The sequence below is a fragment of the Streptomyces sp. NPDC090032 genome (assembly GCF_044748025.1).
Classification (GTDB): Bacteria; Actinomycetota; Actinomycetes; order Streptomycetales; family Streptomycetaceae; genus Streptomyces.
This window is the reverse complement of sequence record NZ_JBIVFF010000003.1, coordinates 474,132-487,887: the sequence shown is the minus strand read 5'-3', so window position 1 is coordinate 487,887 and position 13,756 is coordinate 474,132. Positions and strand designations below refer to the sequence as shown.

Below are 13,756 nucleotides of genomic sequence, written 5' to 3'. Positions count from 1 at the left end.
CACTGCGATGAAAGACACGATCACCACCTCCGACACCGCGAGCCGCCGGCCGACGCCGGCCGCTCGCGGTGGGCGGCCTCGGCGCCGCAAGCTCACCTTCGACCGGGTGACGTTCTTCCTGGCGTTCCTCGGCGTCCCGCTGGCCATCTTCGTGCTCTTCGTCCTGTACCCCTTCGTTCAGGCGATCTTCTGGGCGATGACGGACTGGCGCGGCTTCAGCCCGGACTACAAGTTCGTCGGCCTCGACAACTTCACCAAGATGTTCCAGGACGACATCTTCCTGAAGGCGCTGCGCAACATCGCGTTGCTGGCGGTCTGCGTGCCGTTGGTGACGTTGACGCTCGCCCTCGGGGTCGCGGTGGCCATCACCCTGGGCGGGCCCAGCAAGGGCCCCGTCCGAGGGATCCGGGGAGCGTCGTTCTACCGGATCATCTCGTTCTTCCCCTACGTCGTGCCGGCGATCATCGTGGGGCTGGTCTGGGCGCAGATGTACGACCCGAACGCCGGCCTGCTCAACGGCGTCCTCACCGGGCTCGGCCTCGACGGCTTCGACAAGTTCGCCTGGCTGGGCGAAACGGTGAGCGCGATGCCGGCCCTGATGTTCGTCATCGTCTGGGGGCTCGTCGGGTTCTACGCGGTGCTCTTCATCGCCGCGATCAAGGGAGTTCCCGGCGAGCTGTACGAGGCCGCCAAGATCGACGGAGCCGGCCGGTTCCGGACGACGATCTCGATCACCCTGCCGTCGATCCGGGACACCGTGCAGACGGGGTACATCTACCTGGGCATCGCCGCCCTGGACTCGTTCGTCTACGTGCAGGCCATGCTGCCGGGCGGTGGACCGGACAACTCGACCCTGACGATCAGCCAACGGCTGTTCACCGTCGCCTTCGCCAAGCAGCAGTTCGGCTATGCCACCGCGATGGGGGTCGTCCTCGCCGTCGTCACCCTGGTGTTCGCGGCGCTGGTGTTCCTCGTCAACCGGCTGACGGGCGGTGGCGAGGGCAAGAAGAAAGCGCGTGGGTTGAAGGCTCGGCGTGCCGGAGCCAAGGGAGTTGCCCAGTGAGCGCCATAGCCGCCGACCGGAAGCCGGCGAGTGACCGCAAGCCGGCGCGTGACCGGAAACTGACGAGAGCTGCCGTGAGCAGTGACCGCAGGTTCGCGGTGATCTCGCACACCTTGCTGATCCTGTGGTCCGTGATCGTGATCGTGCCCATGCTGTGGGTGCTGGTGTCGTCGTTCAAGTCGACCAGCGAGATCCTGTCGTCGCCGTTCAAGCTGCCGCATCGCTGGCGGTTCGAGAACTACGCGCACGCGTGGACCGACGCGAGCATCGGGAAGTACTTCCTGAACTCGGTGATCGTCGTGGTCTCCGCGCTGGTCCTGGTGATGCTGCTCGGCGCGATGTGCGCCTACATCCTGGCCCGGTTCGAGTTCCCCGGACGCCGGCTGATCTACTACCTGATGCTCGCCGGTCTGACCTTCCCCGTCTTCCTGGCTATCGTGCCGCTCTTCTTCCAGTTGCAGAACTTCGGGCTGCTGAACACACGTCCTGGACTGATCCTCACCTACGTCGCGTTCGCGCTGCCGTTCACGATGTTCTTCCTCTATTCGTTCTTCCGGTCGCTGCCGCATGACGTCTACGAGGCCGCGTTGATCGACGGTGCCGGTGACTGGCGGGCGTTCTTCCAGGTGATGCTGCCGATGGCCCGTCCCGGCATGGCGGCGGTGGCGATCTTCAACTTCCTGGGTCTTTGGAACCAGTTCCTGTTGCCGGTGGCACTCAACACCAACCAGGACAACTGGGTCTTGACCCAGGGGATGTCCGCCTACGCGTCCTCGCAGGTCTACAACATCGACTACGGCGGTCTTTTCGCGGCGATCGTGGTCACGGTGGTGCCCGTACTGATCGTGTACATCATCTTCCAGCGCCGGATTGCCGGTTCGGTGTCGCAGGGCACCTTCCGCTGACGCCCACCGCCGCGCGCCGCACGGCCGGCGCCATCACGTGACCACTGCTTCACCCGTTGCGCACAGGGGTGGGGGCCGCCGGGGAGGGGGAGTCCCGGGGGCGGGCGGGGGGGGGGGGCCGGGGGCCGGGTTTAGGGGGATGGGTTGGTGGGGGGGGGGGGGGTCACCTGGTCGGGGGGGGGGGGGGGTTGGGGGGGGGGGGGGGGGGGGGGGGGGGGCCGGGGGGCCCCCCGGGGGGGGGGGGGGGGGGGGGGGGGGGGGCGCGCCCCCCCCACGCCGGACGGTTGTCAGGTCAGACGGCGAGCGCCTGGGCGCGGCGCTTCACCTCCGTGCCGCGATTCTCGCTCAGCGCCTGCGCGGGGGTGCCCGGCAGGGTCGGGTCGGGGGTGAAGAGCCACTCGAGCATCTCTTCGTCGTTGTAGCCGTCGTCCCTCAGCAGGGTCAGGGTCCCGGTGAGGCCCTTGACGACCTTGTCGCCGTCGATGAAGGCGGCGGGCACGTGCAGCGCCCTGTTCTCACCGCGGCGTACGGCGATCACCTGGCCTTCCTTCACCAGCTGCCGCACGCGCGTCACCTCCACGCCGAACTGCTCGGCGATGTCGGGGAGGGTGAGCCACTCGGGGACGAGAGCATCGATCTTTGCGTCAATCTCGGTCACAGGACAAGCCTGCCATCCCGGACTGACAGTGGGAAACGCGGCCGCGTAAAAGCCCCGGTCGCCCCGGCGGGGCGGTCAGGCGGCAGCGGCCTTCAGCGGGCGGGTCGGGTCGCTGATGACCTGCGGGTCCAGCGAGGCGCCCGACTCGATGAGCTTGCGCCCCTGTGCCAGGTCGCGCGGGCGGCCCACGGCGAGAACGCTGACGAGCCGGTTCTCGCGCAGCCAGCACACGCTCCAGGACGCGCCCTGCGGGTCGCCGCGCCACACGGTGGTGTCGGCGGCCGCGTGGTGCCCGGCGTACTGCACGAAGCGGCCGAACTGCTCCGACCAGAAGTACGGCACCGGGTCGTACGTCGCCGGGGCCTCGCCGATGATGTTGGCGGCGACCGTGCGGGGGCCCTGGAGCGCGTTGTCCCAGTGGTGGACCATCAGGCGCTCGCCGTACCTGCCCGACGGGAAGGACGAGCAGTCGCCGACGGCGTACACATCGGGCTCGGAGGTGCGCAGGTGGTTGTCCGCCACTACCTCGCGGTGGGCGCCGAGCGTGATGCCGGAGCCGGTGAGCCAGCCGGTGGCGGGGCGGGCCCCGATGCCGACGACGACGGCGCCGGCGGGCACCCGGGTGCCGTCGTCGAGGAGGACGGCTCCGGGCTCGACGTGCTCCACGCGCGCGTGGGTGCGCAGTTCCGCGCCGGCGTCCGCGTACCAGGCGGCCATGGGGGCGGCGACCTCCTCGGGCAGCGCCCCGGCGAGCGGCCGCTCGGCCGCCTCGACGACGGTGACCGCGCAGCCGGCCTCGCGGGCCGCGGTGGCGAACTCGGCGCCGATCCAGCCCGCGCCCACGACGACGATGTCGCGCTGTGCGGCGAGGACGGGACGGAGGCGCTCGGCGTCGTCGAGCGTGCGCAGCAGATGGACGCCGGGGATGTCCTCCGTGCCGGGCAGCCTGATGGGTTCGGCGCCGGTCGCGAGGACCAGGACGTCGTAGGGGGCGGGGCCCGTGGCGGTGTCGAGGGTGTGCTCGGCGGGGCGTACGCCGGTGACCTCGCGGCCCAGTTCGAGCGTGATGTCGAGGGCTTCGAAGTCCACGTCGAACGCGGACCCCTCGGCCTTGCCGAGCAGGACGGCCTTGGACAGCGGAGGCCGGTCGTACGGCTGGTGGGGTTCCGCGCCGATCAGCGTGACGGCGCCGGTGAAGCCCTGTTCGCGCAGGGCCACGGCGGTCTGGACCCCCGCCATCCCGGCGCCGACGATGACGACGTGCCGCCCTGCCTGGGGCACCGGGGCCTGGTTCTGGTTCTGCTCGCTCACCGGATCACCATATGCACCTGACGTTCAGTCAGTCATCGGGCCCGTCACACCGCGTCCGTGACGTCTTCCACACCGGGCGCCGGTTTGACCGCTCAGGCCCTCCCCCGCTCCCGCCGTCAGGCGCCCGGGACCTCTTCGACGACGCTCGTCCCGCTGCCCGTCTGCGACTCCCACTCCCACGTCTCGTCCAGCCGCACCCGCCCGTCGGGAAGGTCGACGACGAGCGAGACGCAGTGCCCGGAGGAGGTCGTCGCGTCCGTCTTCAGCTGTACGTACCTGAAGTCGATCCGGTCCCCTTCACGCGTGCCCACGAGGTGGCCGCGCACGACGTCCCCGCCCGCGTACTCGGCCCAGATCCGGCCGTCCTCCTCGTGGTACGTGAACCGCGTCCGCGTACCCACCTGACCTGGAGCCTGGTCGGCGACCGGGGCGAGGACGAGTCCGTCGAGCGAGCGGGCCATGCGGGCGGGCTCCCTTACTGGGGGTCGGGGCAACGGTTTAGGGTGGCCACCGTAAAGCACTCGCGGGAGCCCGGACGTACCGGGCTGAGAGGGAGGCTGGGACGGCCTCCGACCGTACGAACCTGATCCGGGTCATGCCGGCGAAGGGAGGGGCTGGACGCCCATGTCTCGTACTTCAGAAGGCTCCGACGTCCTGGTCGTGGGCGGCGGGATCATCGGTCTCGTCACCGCGTGGCGGGCCGCGCAGCGCGGGCTGCGCACCGCGGTCGTGGACCCCGAACCGGGCGGCGGGGCCGCACAGGTGGCGGCCGGGATGCTCGCCGCCGTCACCGAACTGCACTACGGAGAGGCCGAACAGACCCTCCTGGGGCTCAACGTGGAGTCCGCGCGCCGCTATCCGGCGTTCGCCGCCGAGCTCTCCGAGGCCACCGGGCTCGACCTCGGCTACCGCGCGTGCGGCACCCTGGCCGTCGCGCTCGACGCGGACGACCGCGCGCACCTTCGGGAACTGCACGCCCTCCAGCGCGCGTCGGGCCTGGAGTCGGAGTGGCTGTCGGGCCGCGAGTGCCGGCGCCTCGAACCGATGCTGGCCCCGTCCGTGCGGGGCGGCCTGCGCGTCGACGGTGACCACCAGATCGACCCGAGGCGCCTCGCGAAGGCCCTTGTCGCGGCCTGCGAGCGGGCCGGGGTGCAGTTCCACCGGCAGTGGGCCGAGCGGCTGACAGTCGTACGAGAGCGCGCTCGCGGCGTGGTCCTCGCCGACGGCACCGGGCTCGACGCGGACCAGGTCGTCCTCGCCGGCGGCAGCCTCAGCGGCCGCCTCGCCGGGGTCCCGGACGACGTACTGCCGCCGGTGCGCCCGGTGAAGGGGCAGGTGCTGCGCCTGACCGTGCCGAAGGTGTACGCGCCGTTCCTGAGCCGCACCGTGCGCGCCGTCGTGCGCGGCGGCAACCTCTACCTGGTACCCCGGGTCGACGGCGAGCTGGTCGTCGGGGCCACCAGCGAGGAACTCGGCTGGGACACGACGGTCACCGCGGGCGGCGTCTACGAGCTGCTGCGCGACGCCCACGAGCTGGTGCCCGGCATCACGGAACTGCCGCTCACGGAGACCATCGCGGGCCTGCGCCCCTGCTCCCCGGACAACGCCCCGATCCTCGGCCCGACCACCCTGCCGGGCCTGCTGCTCGCCACCGGCCACTACCGCAACGGCGTGCTGCTCACGCCGGTCACCGGCGACTCCATGGCCCACGTGCTCGCCACCGGCGAACTCCCCGAAGTGGCCCGCCCCTTCACCCCGCGGCGCTTCGGCGCCGTCCCCGCACCCGTCTCTGTGGAGCAGTCCGTATGAACGTCTCTGTCAACGGCGAGGGCCGCCAGGTCGCTTCGGGCACCACGCTCGACGCCCTCGTCGCGGCCCTGACCACGGCGCCGTCCGGCGTCGCCGCAGCACTCAACGAAACCGTCGTCCCGCGCGCGCAGTGGGCCGGCACCGCACTCACGGACGGGGACCGCGTCGAGGTCCTCACCGCGGTCCAGGGAGGCTGAACCCATGGCTGACGACTCCTTGGTCATCGGCGGCACGTCCTTCTCGTCCCGCCTGATCATGGGCACGGGCGGGGCGCCCAGCCTCGACGTCCTGGAACGCTCCCTCGTCGCGTCCGGCACCGAGCTGACGACCGTCGCGATGCGGCGCGTGGACGCGAGCGTGCAGGGCTCCGTGCTCTCCGTCCTGGAGAAGCTGGGGATCCAGGTACTGCCCAACACTGCGGGCTGTTTCACCGCAGGTGAGGCCGTCCTGACCGCCCGCCTCGCGCGTGAGGCGCTCGGCACCGACCTGGTCAAGCTGGAGGTCATCGCGGACGAGCGCACCCTGCTGCCCGACCCGATCGAGCTCCTGGACGCCGCCGAGATCCTCGTCGACGACGGCTTCACCGTGCTTCCGTACACGAACGACGACCCGGTGCTCGCGCGGAAGCTGGAGGACGTGGGCTGCGCCGCGGTCATGCCGCTCGGCTCCCCCATCGGCTCCGGGCTCGGTATCCGCAACCCGCACAACTTCCAGCTGATCACCGAGCACGCGCGCGTGCCGGTGATCCTGGACGCGGGCGCCGGAACCGCGTCGGACGCGGCGCTCGCGATGGAGCTGGGCTGCGCCGGTGTGATGCTCGCCTCGGCGGTGACCCGTGCGCAGGAGCCCACCCTGATGGCGGAGGGCATGCGGCACGCGGTCGAGGCCGGGCGGCTGGCGTTCCGGGCGGGCCGGATCCCCCGCAGGCACTTCGCGGAGGCCTCCTCGCCCGTGTCCGGCATGGCCAGGCTCGACCCGGAGCGGCCCGCGTTCTGAGGGCCTTACGGCCCGGTTACAGCTCTGCTGCAGTACGGCCGTCCGTGGACGACTGCGGAGCCGGGTGTCGGCGGCGGCTCGTACACTCACCTGCGTGGACACGACCCTTCAGGACCCTCTCGTCGGGCAGGTGCTCGACGGCCGGTACCGCGTCGACGCACGCATCGCGGTCGGCGGGATGGCCACGGTCTACAGGGCCGTGGACACCCGCCTCGACCGTGTGCTCGCGCTCAAAGTGATGCACCCGGCCCTCGCCGCCGACGTCTCGTTCGTCGAGCGCTTCATCCGCGAGGCCAAGTCCGTCGCCCGGCTCTCCCACCCGAATGTGGTCGGGGTCTTCGACCAGGGCGCGGACGGGCAGTACGTCTATCTGGCGATGGAGTACGTCGCGGGCTGCACCCTGCGGGACGTCCTGCGGGACCGCGGAGCACTGCGGCCGCGCGCCGCGCTCGACATCCTGGAGCCGGTCCTCGCCGCACTCGGCGCCGCGCACCGCGCGGGCTTCGTGCACCGCGACATGAAGCCGGAGAACGTCCTGATAGGCGACGACGGCCGCGTGAAGGTGGCGGACTTCGGCCTCGTACGGGCCGTGGACACCGTCACGAACACCACGGGCGCCGTCCTCGGCACCGTCTCCTACCTCGCCCCCGAGCAGATCGAGTCGGGCACCACCGACCCCCGCGTCGACGTGTACGCGTGCGGGGTGGTGCTCTACGAGATGCTCACGGGCTCCAAGCCGCACTCGGGCGACTCCCCCGCCCAGGTCCTCTACCAGCACCTGAACGAGGACGTGCCGCCTCCGTCCGCGTCCGTGCCGGGCCTGCCCGTGGAGCTGGACACACTCGTCGCGTCGGCGACCGCGCGCACGCCCGACCTCAGGCCGTACGACGCGGTGGCGCTGCTCGCCGAGGTCAGGCGGGCCAGGGCCGCCCTCACCGACGCGCAGCTCGATGCCCTGCCGCCGGCCGCGCGCCCCGAGGACCGTGACATCTCCGACGACCGTACGAGCGTGATCCCGCGGGCGCTGCGGACCCGGGGCGTACAGCTCCCGCTGCCCGCCGACGACCAGGACCCGCAGGCCGAGCTCCACCGCACGAGCCGCTTCGAGACGCCGCCCCCGCCGCCCGCACCTTCCCGCAGGCGTCGTCCCCGCCGCGGCGTGCTCGCGGCCGTCGCGGCCCTGCTGCTCGCCCTCGGCCTCGGCGCGGGCGTCTGGTACATCAACTCCGGCCAGTTCACGAAGGTCCCGCCACTGCTCGCCAAGACGCAGACTCAGGCGAAGGCGCAGCTCGGCGACGCGGGCCTCGACCTCGGGCACGTCAAGCGCGCGTACAGCGACACCGTGAAGCGCGGCACCGTCATCTCCAGCGATCCCAAGGCGGGCTCCCGCATCCGGGACAACGGGGCGGTGGATCTGACGCTGTCCCTGGGCCCGCAGACCGTGAAGGTCCCCGATCTCGAGGGCACGCCCCTCGCCAGGGCCGAGCGCCGGCTGAAGGACGCGGGCCTGGAGCCCGGCATGGTCACCAAGGACTTCGACGAGGACGTCCCCAAGGGGTCGGTGATCGCCACGGACCCGGGGTCCGGCACCACCCGCAAGGCCGGCTCGGCCGTCGCGCTCACGCTCAGCAGGGGCGCCCCGGTGGACGTCCCTGACGTGACGGGCGAGTCCGAGGAGGACGCCATCGCCGACCTCCAGGACGCGGGCCTGAAGGCCGAGATCTCCACGGAGCAGGTCCACTCCGATTCGGACAAGGGCAGCGTCGCCAAGCAGTCCCCCCGCGAGGGCGCCCGGCTCGGCGAGGGTGACACGGTCACGCTGACGATCTCCAAGGGTCCGGTCATGGTCAAGGTCCCCGACGTCGTGGGGATGAGCGTCGACGACGCCACGCAGAAGCTCAAGGACAAGGGCTTCGAGGTCGACGAGGACCGCGGTCTGCTCGGCTGGCTCGGCGACACCGTGAAGAAGCAGTCCGTGGAGGGCGGTGACGAGGCCCCCAAGGGGTCGACGATCACCATCGAGATCCGCTGACGGGACGTTCACGCGGCCGTGCCACCCTTGACCGCGTGAGCAGCACCGACACCGCATCCCGTAACCCGGTCGGCGGGCATGTCCCCGTCGCCGGCGGCCTGGCCTCCGTAGGGCTTTCGTACGCGCGCGAGCTGGGCGCCGAGACCGTCCAGGTCTTCGTCGCCAACCCGCGCGGCTGGGCGACGCCTCCCGGCAGTCCGAAGCAGGACGAGGAGTTCCGCGCGGCGTGCGCCGCCGAGCGGATTCCGGCTTACGTCCACGCGCCCTATCTGATCAATTTCGGCTCGCACACCGAGGCGACCGTGGAGAAGTCGGTGGAGTCCCTGCGGCACTCGCTGCGCCGGGGCCGGGAGATCGGCGCGCTCGGCGTCGTCGTGCACACGGGTTCGGCGACCGGCGGCCGTGCGCGCGACGTGGCGCTCGCGCAGGTGCGGGAGCACATGCTGCCGCTCCTCGACGAGCTGACCCATGACGACGACCCGTACCTCCTGCTCGAGTCGACCGCGGGCCAGGGCTCTTCGCTGTGCTCGCGGACCTGGGACTTCGGGCCGTACTTCGACGTGCTCGACGCCCACCCGAAGCTGGGCATCTGCCTGGACACGTGCCACATCTATGCGGCGGGCCACGACCTGACCGGCCCCGACGGCATGCGGCAGACGCTGGACCTGCTCGTGGACACCGTGGGCGAGGGCCGCCTCAAGCTGATCCACGCCAACGACTCCAAGGACGTCGTCGGCGCGCACAAGGACCGCCACGAGAACATCGGTTCCGGCCACATCGGCGCGGAGCCGTTCCGCGCGCTGATGGCCCACCCGGCGACCGAGAACGTCCCGCTGATCATCGAGACGCCCGGCGGCAAGGAGGGGCACGCGGCGGACGTGGCCCGCCTGAAGGAGCTGCGGAAGGGCTAGCGGATGGCGTCGGAGACTGCTTCGGAGATCTCTTGAGGAATACCCCTGGGGGGTATACGGTTCTTGTCGGCGACAGGAACCGCTCTCCGACGTTGGGGGAACTCATGAACCACGAGACGCACGCCGGACACGCACACCACGGCCGGCACGAGCAGCCCGAGCACACCCCCGCCAATCACGCCGATCACGCCGATCACGGCGGTCACAGCGGTCACAGCGGTCACAGCGCCCTCGGCAAGGTCAGCTGGTCCGTGGCCGCACAGGCGACCCTGCACTGCCTCACGGGATGCGCCATCGGCGAGGTCCTCGGCATGGTGATCGGCACGGCGTTCGGCTGGGGGAACATGCCGACGATGATCCTGGCGATCGTCCTGGCGTTCTTCTTCGGCTACTCGCTCACGCTGCGCGGCGTCCTGAAGGCCGGCGTCGACTTCAGGACCGCGTTCCGGGTCGCGCTCGCCGCGGACACCCTGTCCATCGCCGTCATGGAGCTGATCGACAACGGCGTGATCGCGCTGTGGCCGAGCGCGATGGACGCGCACCTGTCGGACGTCCTGTTCTGGGGTGCGCTCGCGACCTCACTGGCGATCGCCTTCGTGGTGACCACGCCGGTCAACAAGTGGATGATCGGCCGCGGCAAGGGCCACGCGGTGGTCCACCAGTACCACCACTGACAAACCACACGAGAAGCACGAGAAGTGCGAGAAGCAGGAGAAGCACGGCCTCTGAAGGACCGCACGAGAAGCGCCAGGGATCAGAGCTCGGGGCCGTCCTCGGGCCCTTCCTGGTACGAGTAGCGCTGCTCCCGCCACGGGTCGCCGACGTTGTGATAGCCGCGCTCCTCCCAGAAGCCGCGGCGGTCGGCCGTCATGTACTCGATGCCGCGGACCCACTTGGGGCCCTTCCAGGCGTACAGGTGGGGCACGACGAGACGGAGCGGGAAGCCGTGTTCGGCGGTGAGGAGTTCCCCGTCCTTGTGGGTGGCGAAGATCGTGCGGTCGGCGGCGAAGTCCTCGAGCCGGAGATTCGCGCTGAAGCCGTACTCGGCCCAGACCATCACATGGGTGACGGCGGGCGCGGGCGGCGCCAGTTCGAGGATCGTCGCGGCGGGCACCCCGCCCCACTCCGCGCCGAGCATGCTGAATTTCGTGACGCAGTGCAGATCGGCCACGACCGTGCCGTACGGCAGGGCGGAGAACTCCTCATGGGTCCAGCAGTGCTTGTCCCCGTCCGCGGTGGCGCCGAAGACCCTGAACTCCCAGCGTTCGGGGCGGAACTTGGGCACCGGGCCGTAGTGCGTGACAGGCCAGCCCCGCTGGAGACGCTGTCCCGGTGGAAGCTCCGACTGCACTGCTCCCCCAGACTCGCGACCCACCGGCTGACCCATGCCTCCATCCTGACAGACCCCGGGCAGTGGACGTGACCAGCGAGAGTCCGGCCGCCGTTGAAACGGGCAACTCCTACTAAGCGTGCACTTACTGGACGGTTTTCGGTGCCGGTGCGAGGATGCGCGAAATCTGCCGAGTCCACCACGTGGAAGGAGCCTCTGCGATGCAGGGCGACCCCGAGGTCATCGAATTCCTCAACGAGCAGCTCACGGGCGAGTTGACGGCCATCAACCAGTACTGGCTCCACTACCGGATCCAGGACAACAACGGCTGGACCAAGCTCGCGAAGTACACCCGTGCAGAGTCCATCGACGAGATGAAGCACGCGGACCGGCTGACGGAACGGATTCTCTTCCTCGATGCCCTGCCGAACTACCAGCGGCTCTTCCACGTACGGGTCGGGCAGACCGTCACGGAGATGTTCCAGGCCGACCGGCAGGTCGAGGTCGAGGCGATCGACCGCCTCAAGCGCGGCATCGACGTCATGCGGGCCAAGGGCGATGTGACGTCGGCGCGGATCTTCGAGGACATCCTGGAGGACGAGGAGCACCACATCGACTACCTCGACACCCAGCTGGAGCTGATCGAGAGTCTCGGTGAGGCGCTGTACCTGGCCCAGCAGATCGAGCAGCCGGACAGCTAGCGGCCGCAAACGTTCAGGCGGAACCCCGGCCGGAACCTCAGGCGGCTTCCGGGAGCTCCACTCGGGCGCTCGGCTCACCCGTCAAAGCGGGCCTCCCCTTCTCGACCAGCTCGCGGCGAGGGCACGCTTCACGGCCGAGCAGCGCCTGAATGCGGCGTACGCAGGAGCCGCAGTCGGTGCCGGCCTTGCAGGCCGACGCTATCTGGCGGGGGGTGCACGCACCGCCGTCCGCGTGCTTCTTGACCTGGTCCTCGGTCACACCGAAGCAGTTGCAGACGTACACGCGGTTCACCTCCCAGAGATCAGGACCGGCTCGTTGCTCCCGCCCTAATGAACGGTGAGGCTAACCTAACCTTACCCGCCGGGCGCGGAGCACAAAAGCGCCGTGGGGCGCGGATCACTGTGATCCGCGCCCCACGGCGCTTTATCGCAAGATCACTGGTCGCGGTACATCTCCGCCACCAGGAACGCCAGGTCGAGGGACTGGCTGCGGTTCAGACGCGGGTCGCAGGCCGTCTCGTAGCGCTGGTGCAGATCGTCGACGAAGATCTCGTCGCCGCCGCCCACGCACTCGGTGACGTCGTCACCGGTGAGCTCGACGTGGATGCCGCCCGGGTGCGTGCCGAGCCCCTTGTGGACCTCGAAGAAGCCCTTGACCTCGTCGAGCACGTCGTCGAAGCGGCGGGTCTTGTGGCCCGAGGCCGCCTCGTAGGTGTTGCCGTGCATCGGGTCGGTGATCCAGGCGACGGTCGCGCCGGAGGCGGTGACCTTCTCGACCAGCTCCGGGAGCTTGTCGCGGACCTTGTCGGCGCCCATGCGGACGATGAAGGTCAGTCGGCCGGGCTCGCGGTCCGGGTCGAGGCGCTCGATGTACTGCAGCGCCTCCTCGGCCGTCGTCGTCGGGCCGAGCTTGATCCCGATCGGGTTGCGGATCTTCGAGGCGAACTCGATGTGCGCGCCGTCCAGCTGACGGGTGCGCTCACCGATCCACACCATGTGGCCCGAGACGTCGTACAGGTTGCCCGTACGCGAGTCCACGCGGGTCAGCGCCGACTCGTAGTCGAGCAGGAGCGCCTCGTGGGAGGCGTAGAACTCGACCGTCTGGAACTCGGCCGGGTCGGTGCCGCAGGCGCGCATGAAGTTCAGCGCGTTGTCGATCTCGCGGGCGAGCTGCTCGTAGCGCTGGCCCGACGGGGACGACTTCACGAAGTCCTGGTTCCAGGCGTGCACCTGGCGCAGGTCGGCGTAGCCGCCGGTGGTGAAGGCGCGCACCAGGTTGAGCGTGGAGGCGGACGCGTTGTACATCCGCTTCAGGCGCTCGGGGTCCGGGATGCGGGCCTTCTCGTTGAAGTCGAAGCCGTTGACCGAGTCGCCCCGGTAGGTCGGCAGCGTCACGCCGTCGCGGGTCTCGGTGCCCTTGGAGCGCGGCTTGGAGTACTGGCCGGCGATGCGGCCGACCTTCACGACCGGCACCGAGGCGGCGTAGGTGAGGACGGCGCCCATCTGGAGCAGCGTCTTGAGCTTGTTGCGGATGTGGTCGGCCGACACCCCGTCGAAGGCTTCGGCGCAGTCGCCGCCCTGGAGGAGGAACGCCTCTCCCTTGGCGACGGCCGCCAGTCGGGTACGCAGCTGGTCGCACTCGCCCGCGAAGACGAGCGGCGGATACGACTCGAGGTCCGCGATCACATCGCGCAGAGCCTCGGCATCCGGGTACTCGGGCTGCTGCGCCGCGGGCAGGTCTCGCCAGGTGTTGCCAGCGCTTGCGCTGGTCTTAGCGTTCACGGTCACGGCATCAACATTACGGGGTCGGGTGGGCGGTCCATCCGACCGCTCACCCTTTGAGACACGTCGTCCACAGATGAGCCGCCCATCGGGTAGGGTTCCGCTCATGTTCGCGCACATGATCCGTAACTGGTGGTGGACCGCTCACCCAGCGGCCCACTGACTGCGCGTACAGCGAAGCGAAGGCCGCCCGAGGGCGGCCTTCAGTGTTTTCCGGGACCTGGCCGTTCCTCTCCGCACCGGAGTCTGGAAGAGGAA

General features: G+C 70.2%; 16 protein-coding genes and 1 riboswitch. Of the genes, 10 read left to right on the top strand and 6 right to left on the bottom strand.

From position 1 onward, the window contains the following. Positions 1-7 precede the first annotated feature (7 nt). Together ACIPWY_RS09265 and ACIPWY_RS09260 are read left to right on the top strand one after the other, a co-directional pair. The gene (locus ACIPWY_RS09265) at positions 8-1,063 is read left to right on the top strand and encodes a sugar ABC transporter permease (protein ID WP_362906774.1); all 1,056 of its coding nucleotides are present in this window, start codon (positions 8-10) and stop codon (positions 1,061-1,063) included. Next, positions 1,060-1,968, top strand: a complete 909-nt coding sequence (locus ACIPWY_RS09260) for a carbohydrate ABC transporter permease (RefSeq protein ID WP_362906772.1) — start codon at positions 1,060-1,062, stop codon at positions 1,966-1,968. The genes ACIPWY_RS09265 and ACIPWY_RS09260 overlap by 4 nt, the downstream gene beginning before the upstream one ends. A 292-nt stretch (positions 1,969-2,260) precedes the next feature. Here ACIPWY_RS09260 and ACIPWY_RS09255 read toward each other — a convergent pair whose 3' ends face one another. The 3 genes from ACIPWY_RS09255 to ACIPWY_RS09245 form a co-directional block, all read right to left on the bottom strand. Beyond that, positions 2,261-2,626, bottom strand: a complete 366-nt coding sequence (locus ACIPWY_RS09255; protein ID WP_100592200.1) for an Rv2175c family DNA-binding protein — start codon at positions 2,624-2,626, stop codon at positions 2,261-2,263. 75 nt (positions 2,627-2,701) lie between these two features. Further along, positions 2,702-3,865: an NAD(P)/FAD-dependent oxidoreductase gene (locus ACIPWY_RS09250; RefSeq protein ID WP_393698996.1), complete on the bottom strand. Its 1,164-nt coding sequence runs from the start codon at positions 3,863-3,865 to the stop codon at positions 2,702-2,704. A 188-nt stretch (positions 3,866-4,053) separates the two neighbouring features. Beyond that, complete coding sequence (locus tag ACIPWY_RS09245) at positions 4,054-4,398, bottom strand: hypothetical protein (RefSeq protein WP_362900030.1); 345 nt, start codon at positions 4,396-4,398, stop codon at positions 4,054-4,056. Between the two features lie 52 nt (positions 4,399-4,450). Then, positions 4,451-4,564, top strand: a riboswitch (TPP riboswitch). Here ACIPWY_RS09245 and thiO point away from each other — a divergent pair. The 6 genes from thiO (at position 4,562) to ACIPWY_RS09215 (ending at position 10,359) form a co-directional block, all read left to right on the top strand. After that, positions 4,562-5,746 (top strand): glycine oxidase ThiO, encoded by a 1,185-nt coding sequence (gene thiO / locus ACIPWY_RS09240; protein WP_393698460.1) that lies wholly within the window; start codon positions 4,562-4,564, stop codon positions 5,744-5,746. It overlaps the preceding riboswitch by 3 nt. Then, positions 5,743-5,943 (top strand): sulfur carrier protein ThiS, encoded by a 201-nt coding sequence (gene thiS, locus ACIPWY_RS09235; RefSeq protein ID WP_362900026.1) that lies wholly within the window; start codon positions 5,743-5,745, stop codon positions 5,941-5,943. Before thiO ends, thiS begins: the two co-directional genes overlap by 4 nt. Positions 5,944-5,947: 4 nt before the next feature. Then, positions 5,948-6,742 (top strand): thiazole synthase, encoded by a 795-nt coding sequence (locus ACIPWY_RS09230; RefSeq protein WP_116502554.1) that lies wholly within the window; start codon positions 5,948-5,950, stop codon positions 6,740-6,742. 94 nt (positions 6,743-6,836) lie between these two features. Then, on the top strand, positions 6,837-8,774 hold the full coding sequence (gene pknB / locus ACIPWY_RS09225; protein WP_393698457.1) for a Stk1 family PASTA domain-containing Ser/Thr kinase: 1,938 nt from the start codon (positions 6,837-6,839) through the stop codon (positions 8,772-8,774). A 35-nt stretch (positions 8,775-8,809) separates the two neighbouring features. Further along, the gene (locus tag ACIPWY_RS09220) at positions 8,810-9,685 is read left to right on the top strand and encodes a deoxyribonuclease IV (protein ID WP_362900023.1); all 876 of its coding nucleotides are present in this window, start codon (positions 8,810-8,812) and stop codon (positions 9,683-9,685) included. A 104-nt stretch (positions 9,686-9,789) separates the two neighbouring features. Then, positions 9,790-10,359: a DUF4396 domain-containing protein gene (locus tag ACIPWY_RS09215; RefSeq protein WP_393698455.1), complete on the top strand. Its 570-nt coding sequence runs from the start codon at positions 9,790-9,792 to the stop codon at positions 10,357-10,359. Positions 10,360-10,439: 80 nt separating this feature from the next. On the opposite strand, the gene ACIPWY_RS09210 is transcribed toward ACIPWY_RS09215, so the two are convergent. Then, positions 10,440-11,072, bottom strand: coding sequence for a sulfite oxidase-like oxidoreductase (locus ACIPWY_RS09210; protein WP_362900021.1), 633 nt, complete (start codon positions 11,070-11,072; stop codon positions 10,440-10,442). A 164-nt stretch (positions 11,073-11,236) separates the two neighbouring features. Between ACIPWY_RS09210 and bfr the strand changes: the two genes are divergently transcribed. After that, a complete protein-coding gene (gene bfr, locus ACIPWY_RS09205; RefSeq protein ID WP_116502549.1) occupies positions 11,237-11,716 on the top strand; it encodes a bacterioferritin in 480 nt (159 codons plus the stop codon). 37 nt (positions 11,717-11,753) lie between these two features. Here the strand turns inward: bfr and ACIPWY_RS09200 are convergent, their stop codons facing one another. Further along, positions 11,754-12,008 (bottom strand): (2Fe-2S)-binding protein, encoded by a 255-nt coding sequence (locus ACIPWY_RS09200; protein WP_362900019.1) that lies wholly within the window; start codon positions 12,006-12,008, stop codon positions 11,754-11,756. A 143-nt stretch (positions 12,009-12,151) separates the two neighbouring features. Further along, the gene (locus ACIPWY_RS09195) at positions 12,152-13,504 is read right to left on the bottom strand and encodes a class II 3-deoxy-7-phosphoheptulonate synthase (protein WP_362900017.1); all 1,353 of its coding nucleotides are present in this window, start codon (positions 13,502-13,504) and stop codon (positions 12,152-12,154) included. Positions 13,505-13,574: 70 nt separating this feature from the next. On the opposite strand from ACIPWY_RS09195, the gene ACIPWY_RS09190 reads away from it, so the two are divergent. Next, the gene (locus ACIPWY_RS09190) at positions 13,575-13,661 is read left to right on the top strand and encodes a trp operon leader peptide (RefSeq protein ID WP_393698994.1); all 87 of its coding nucleotides are present in this window, start codon (positions 13,575-13,577) and stop codon (positions 13,659-13,661) included. Positions 13,662-13,756 lie beyond the last annotated feature (95 nt).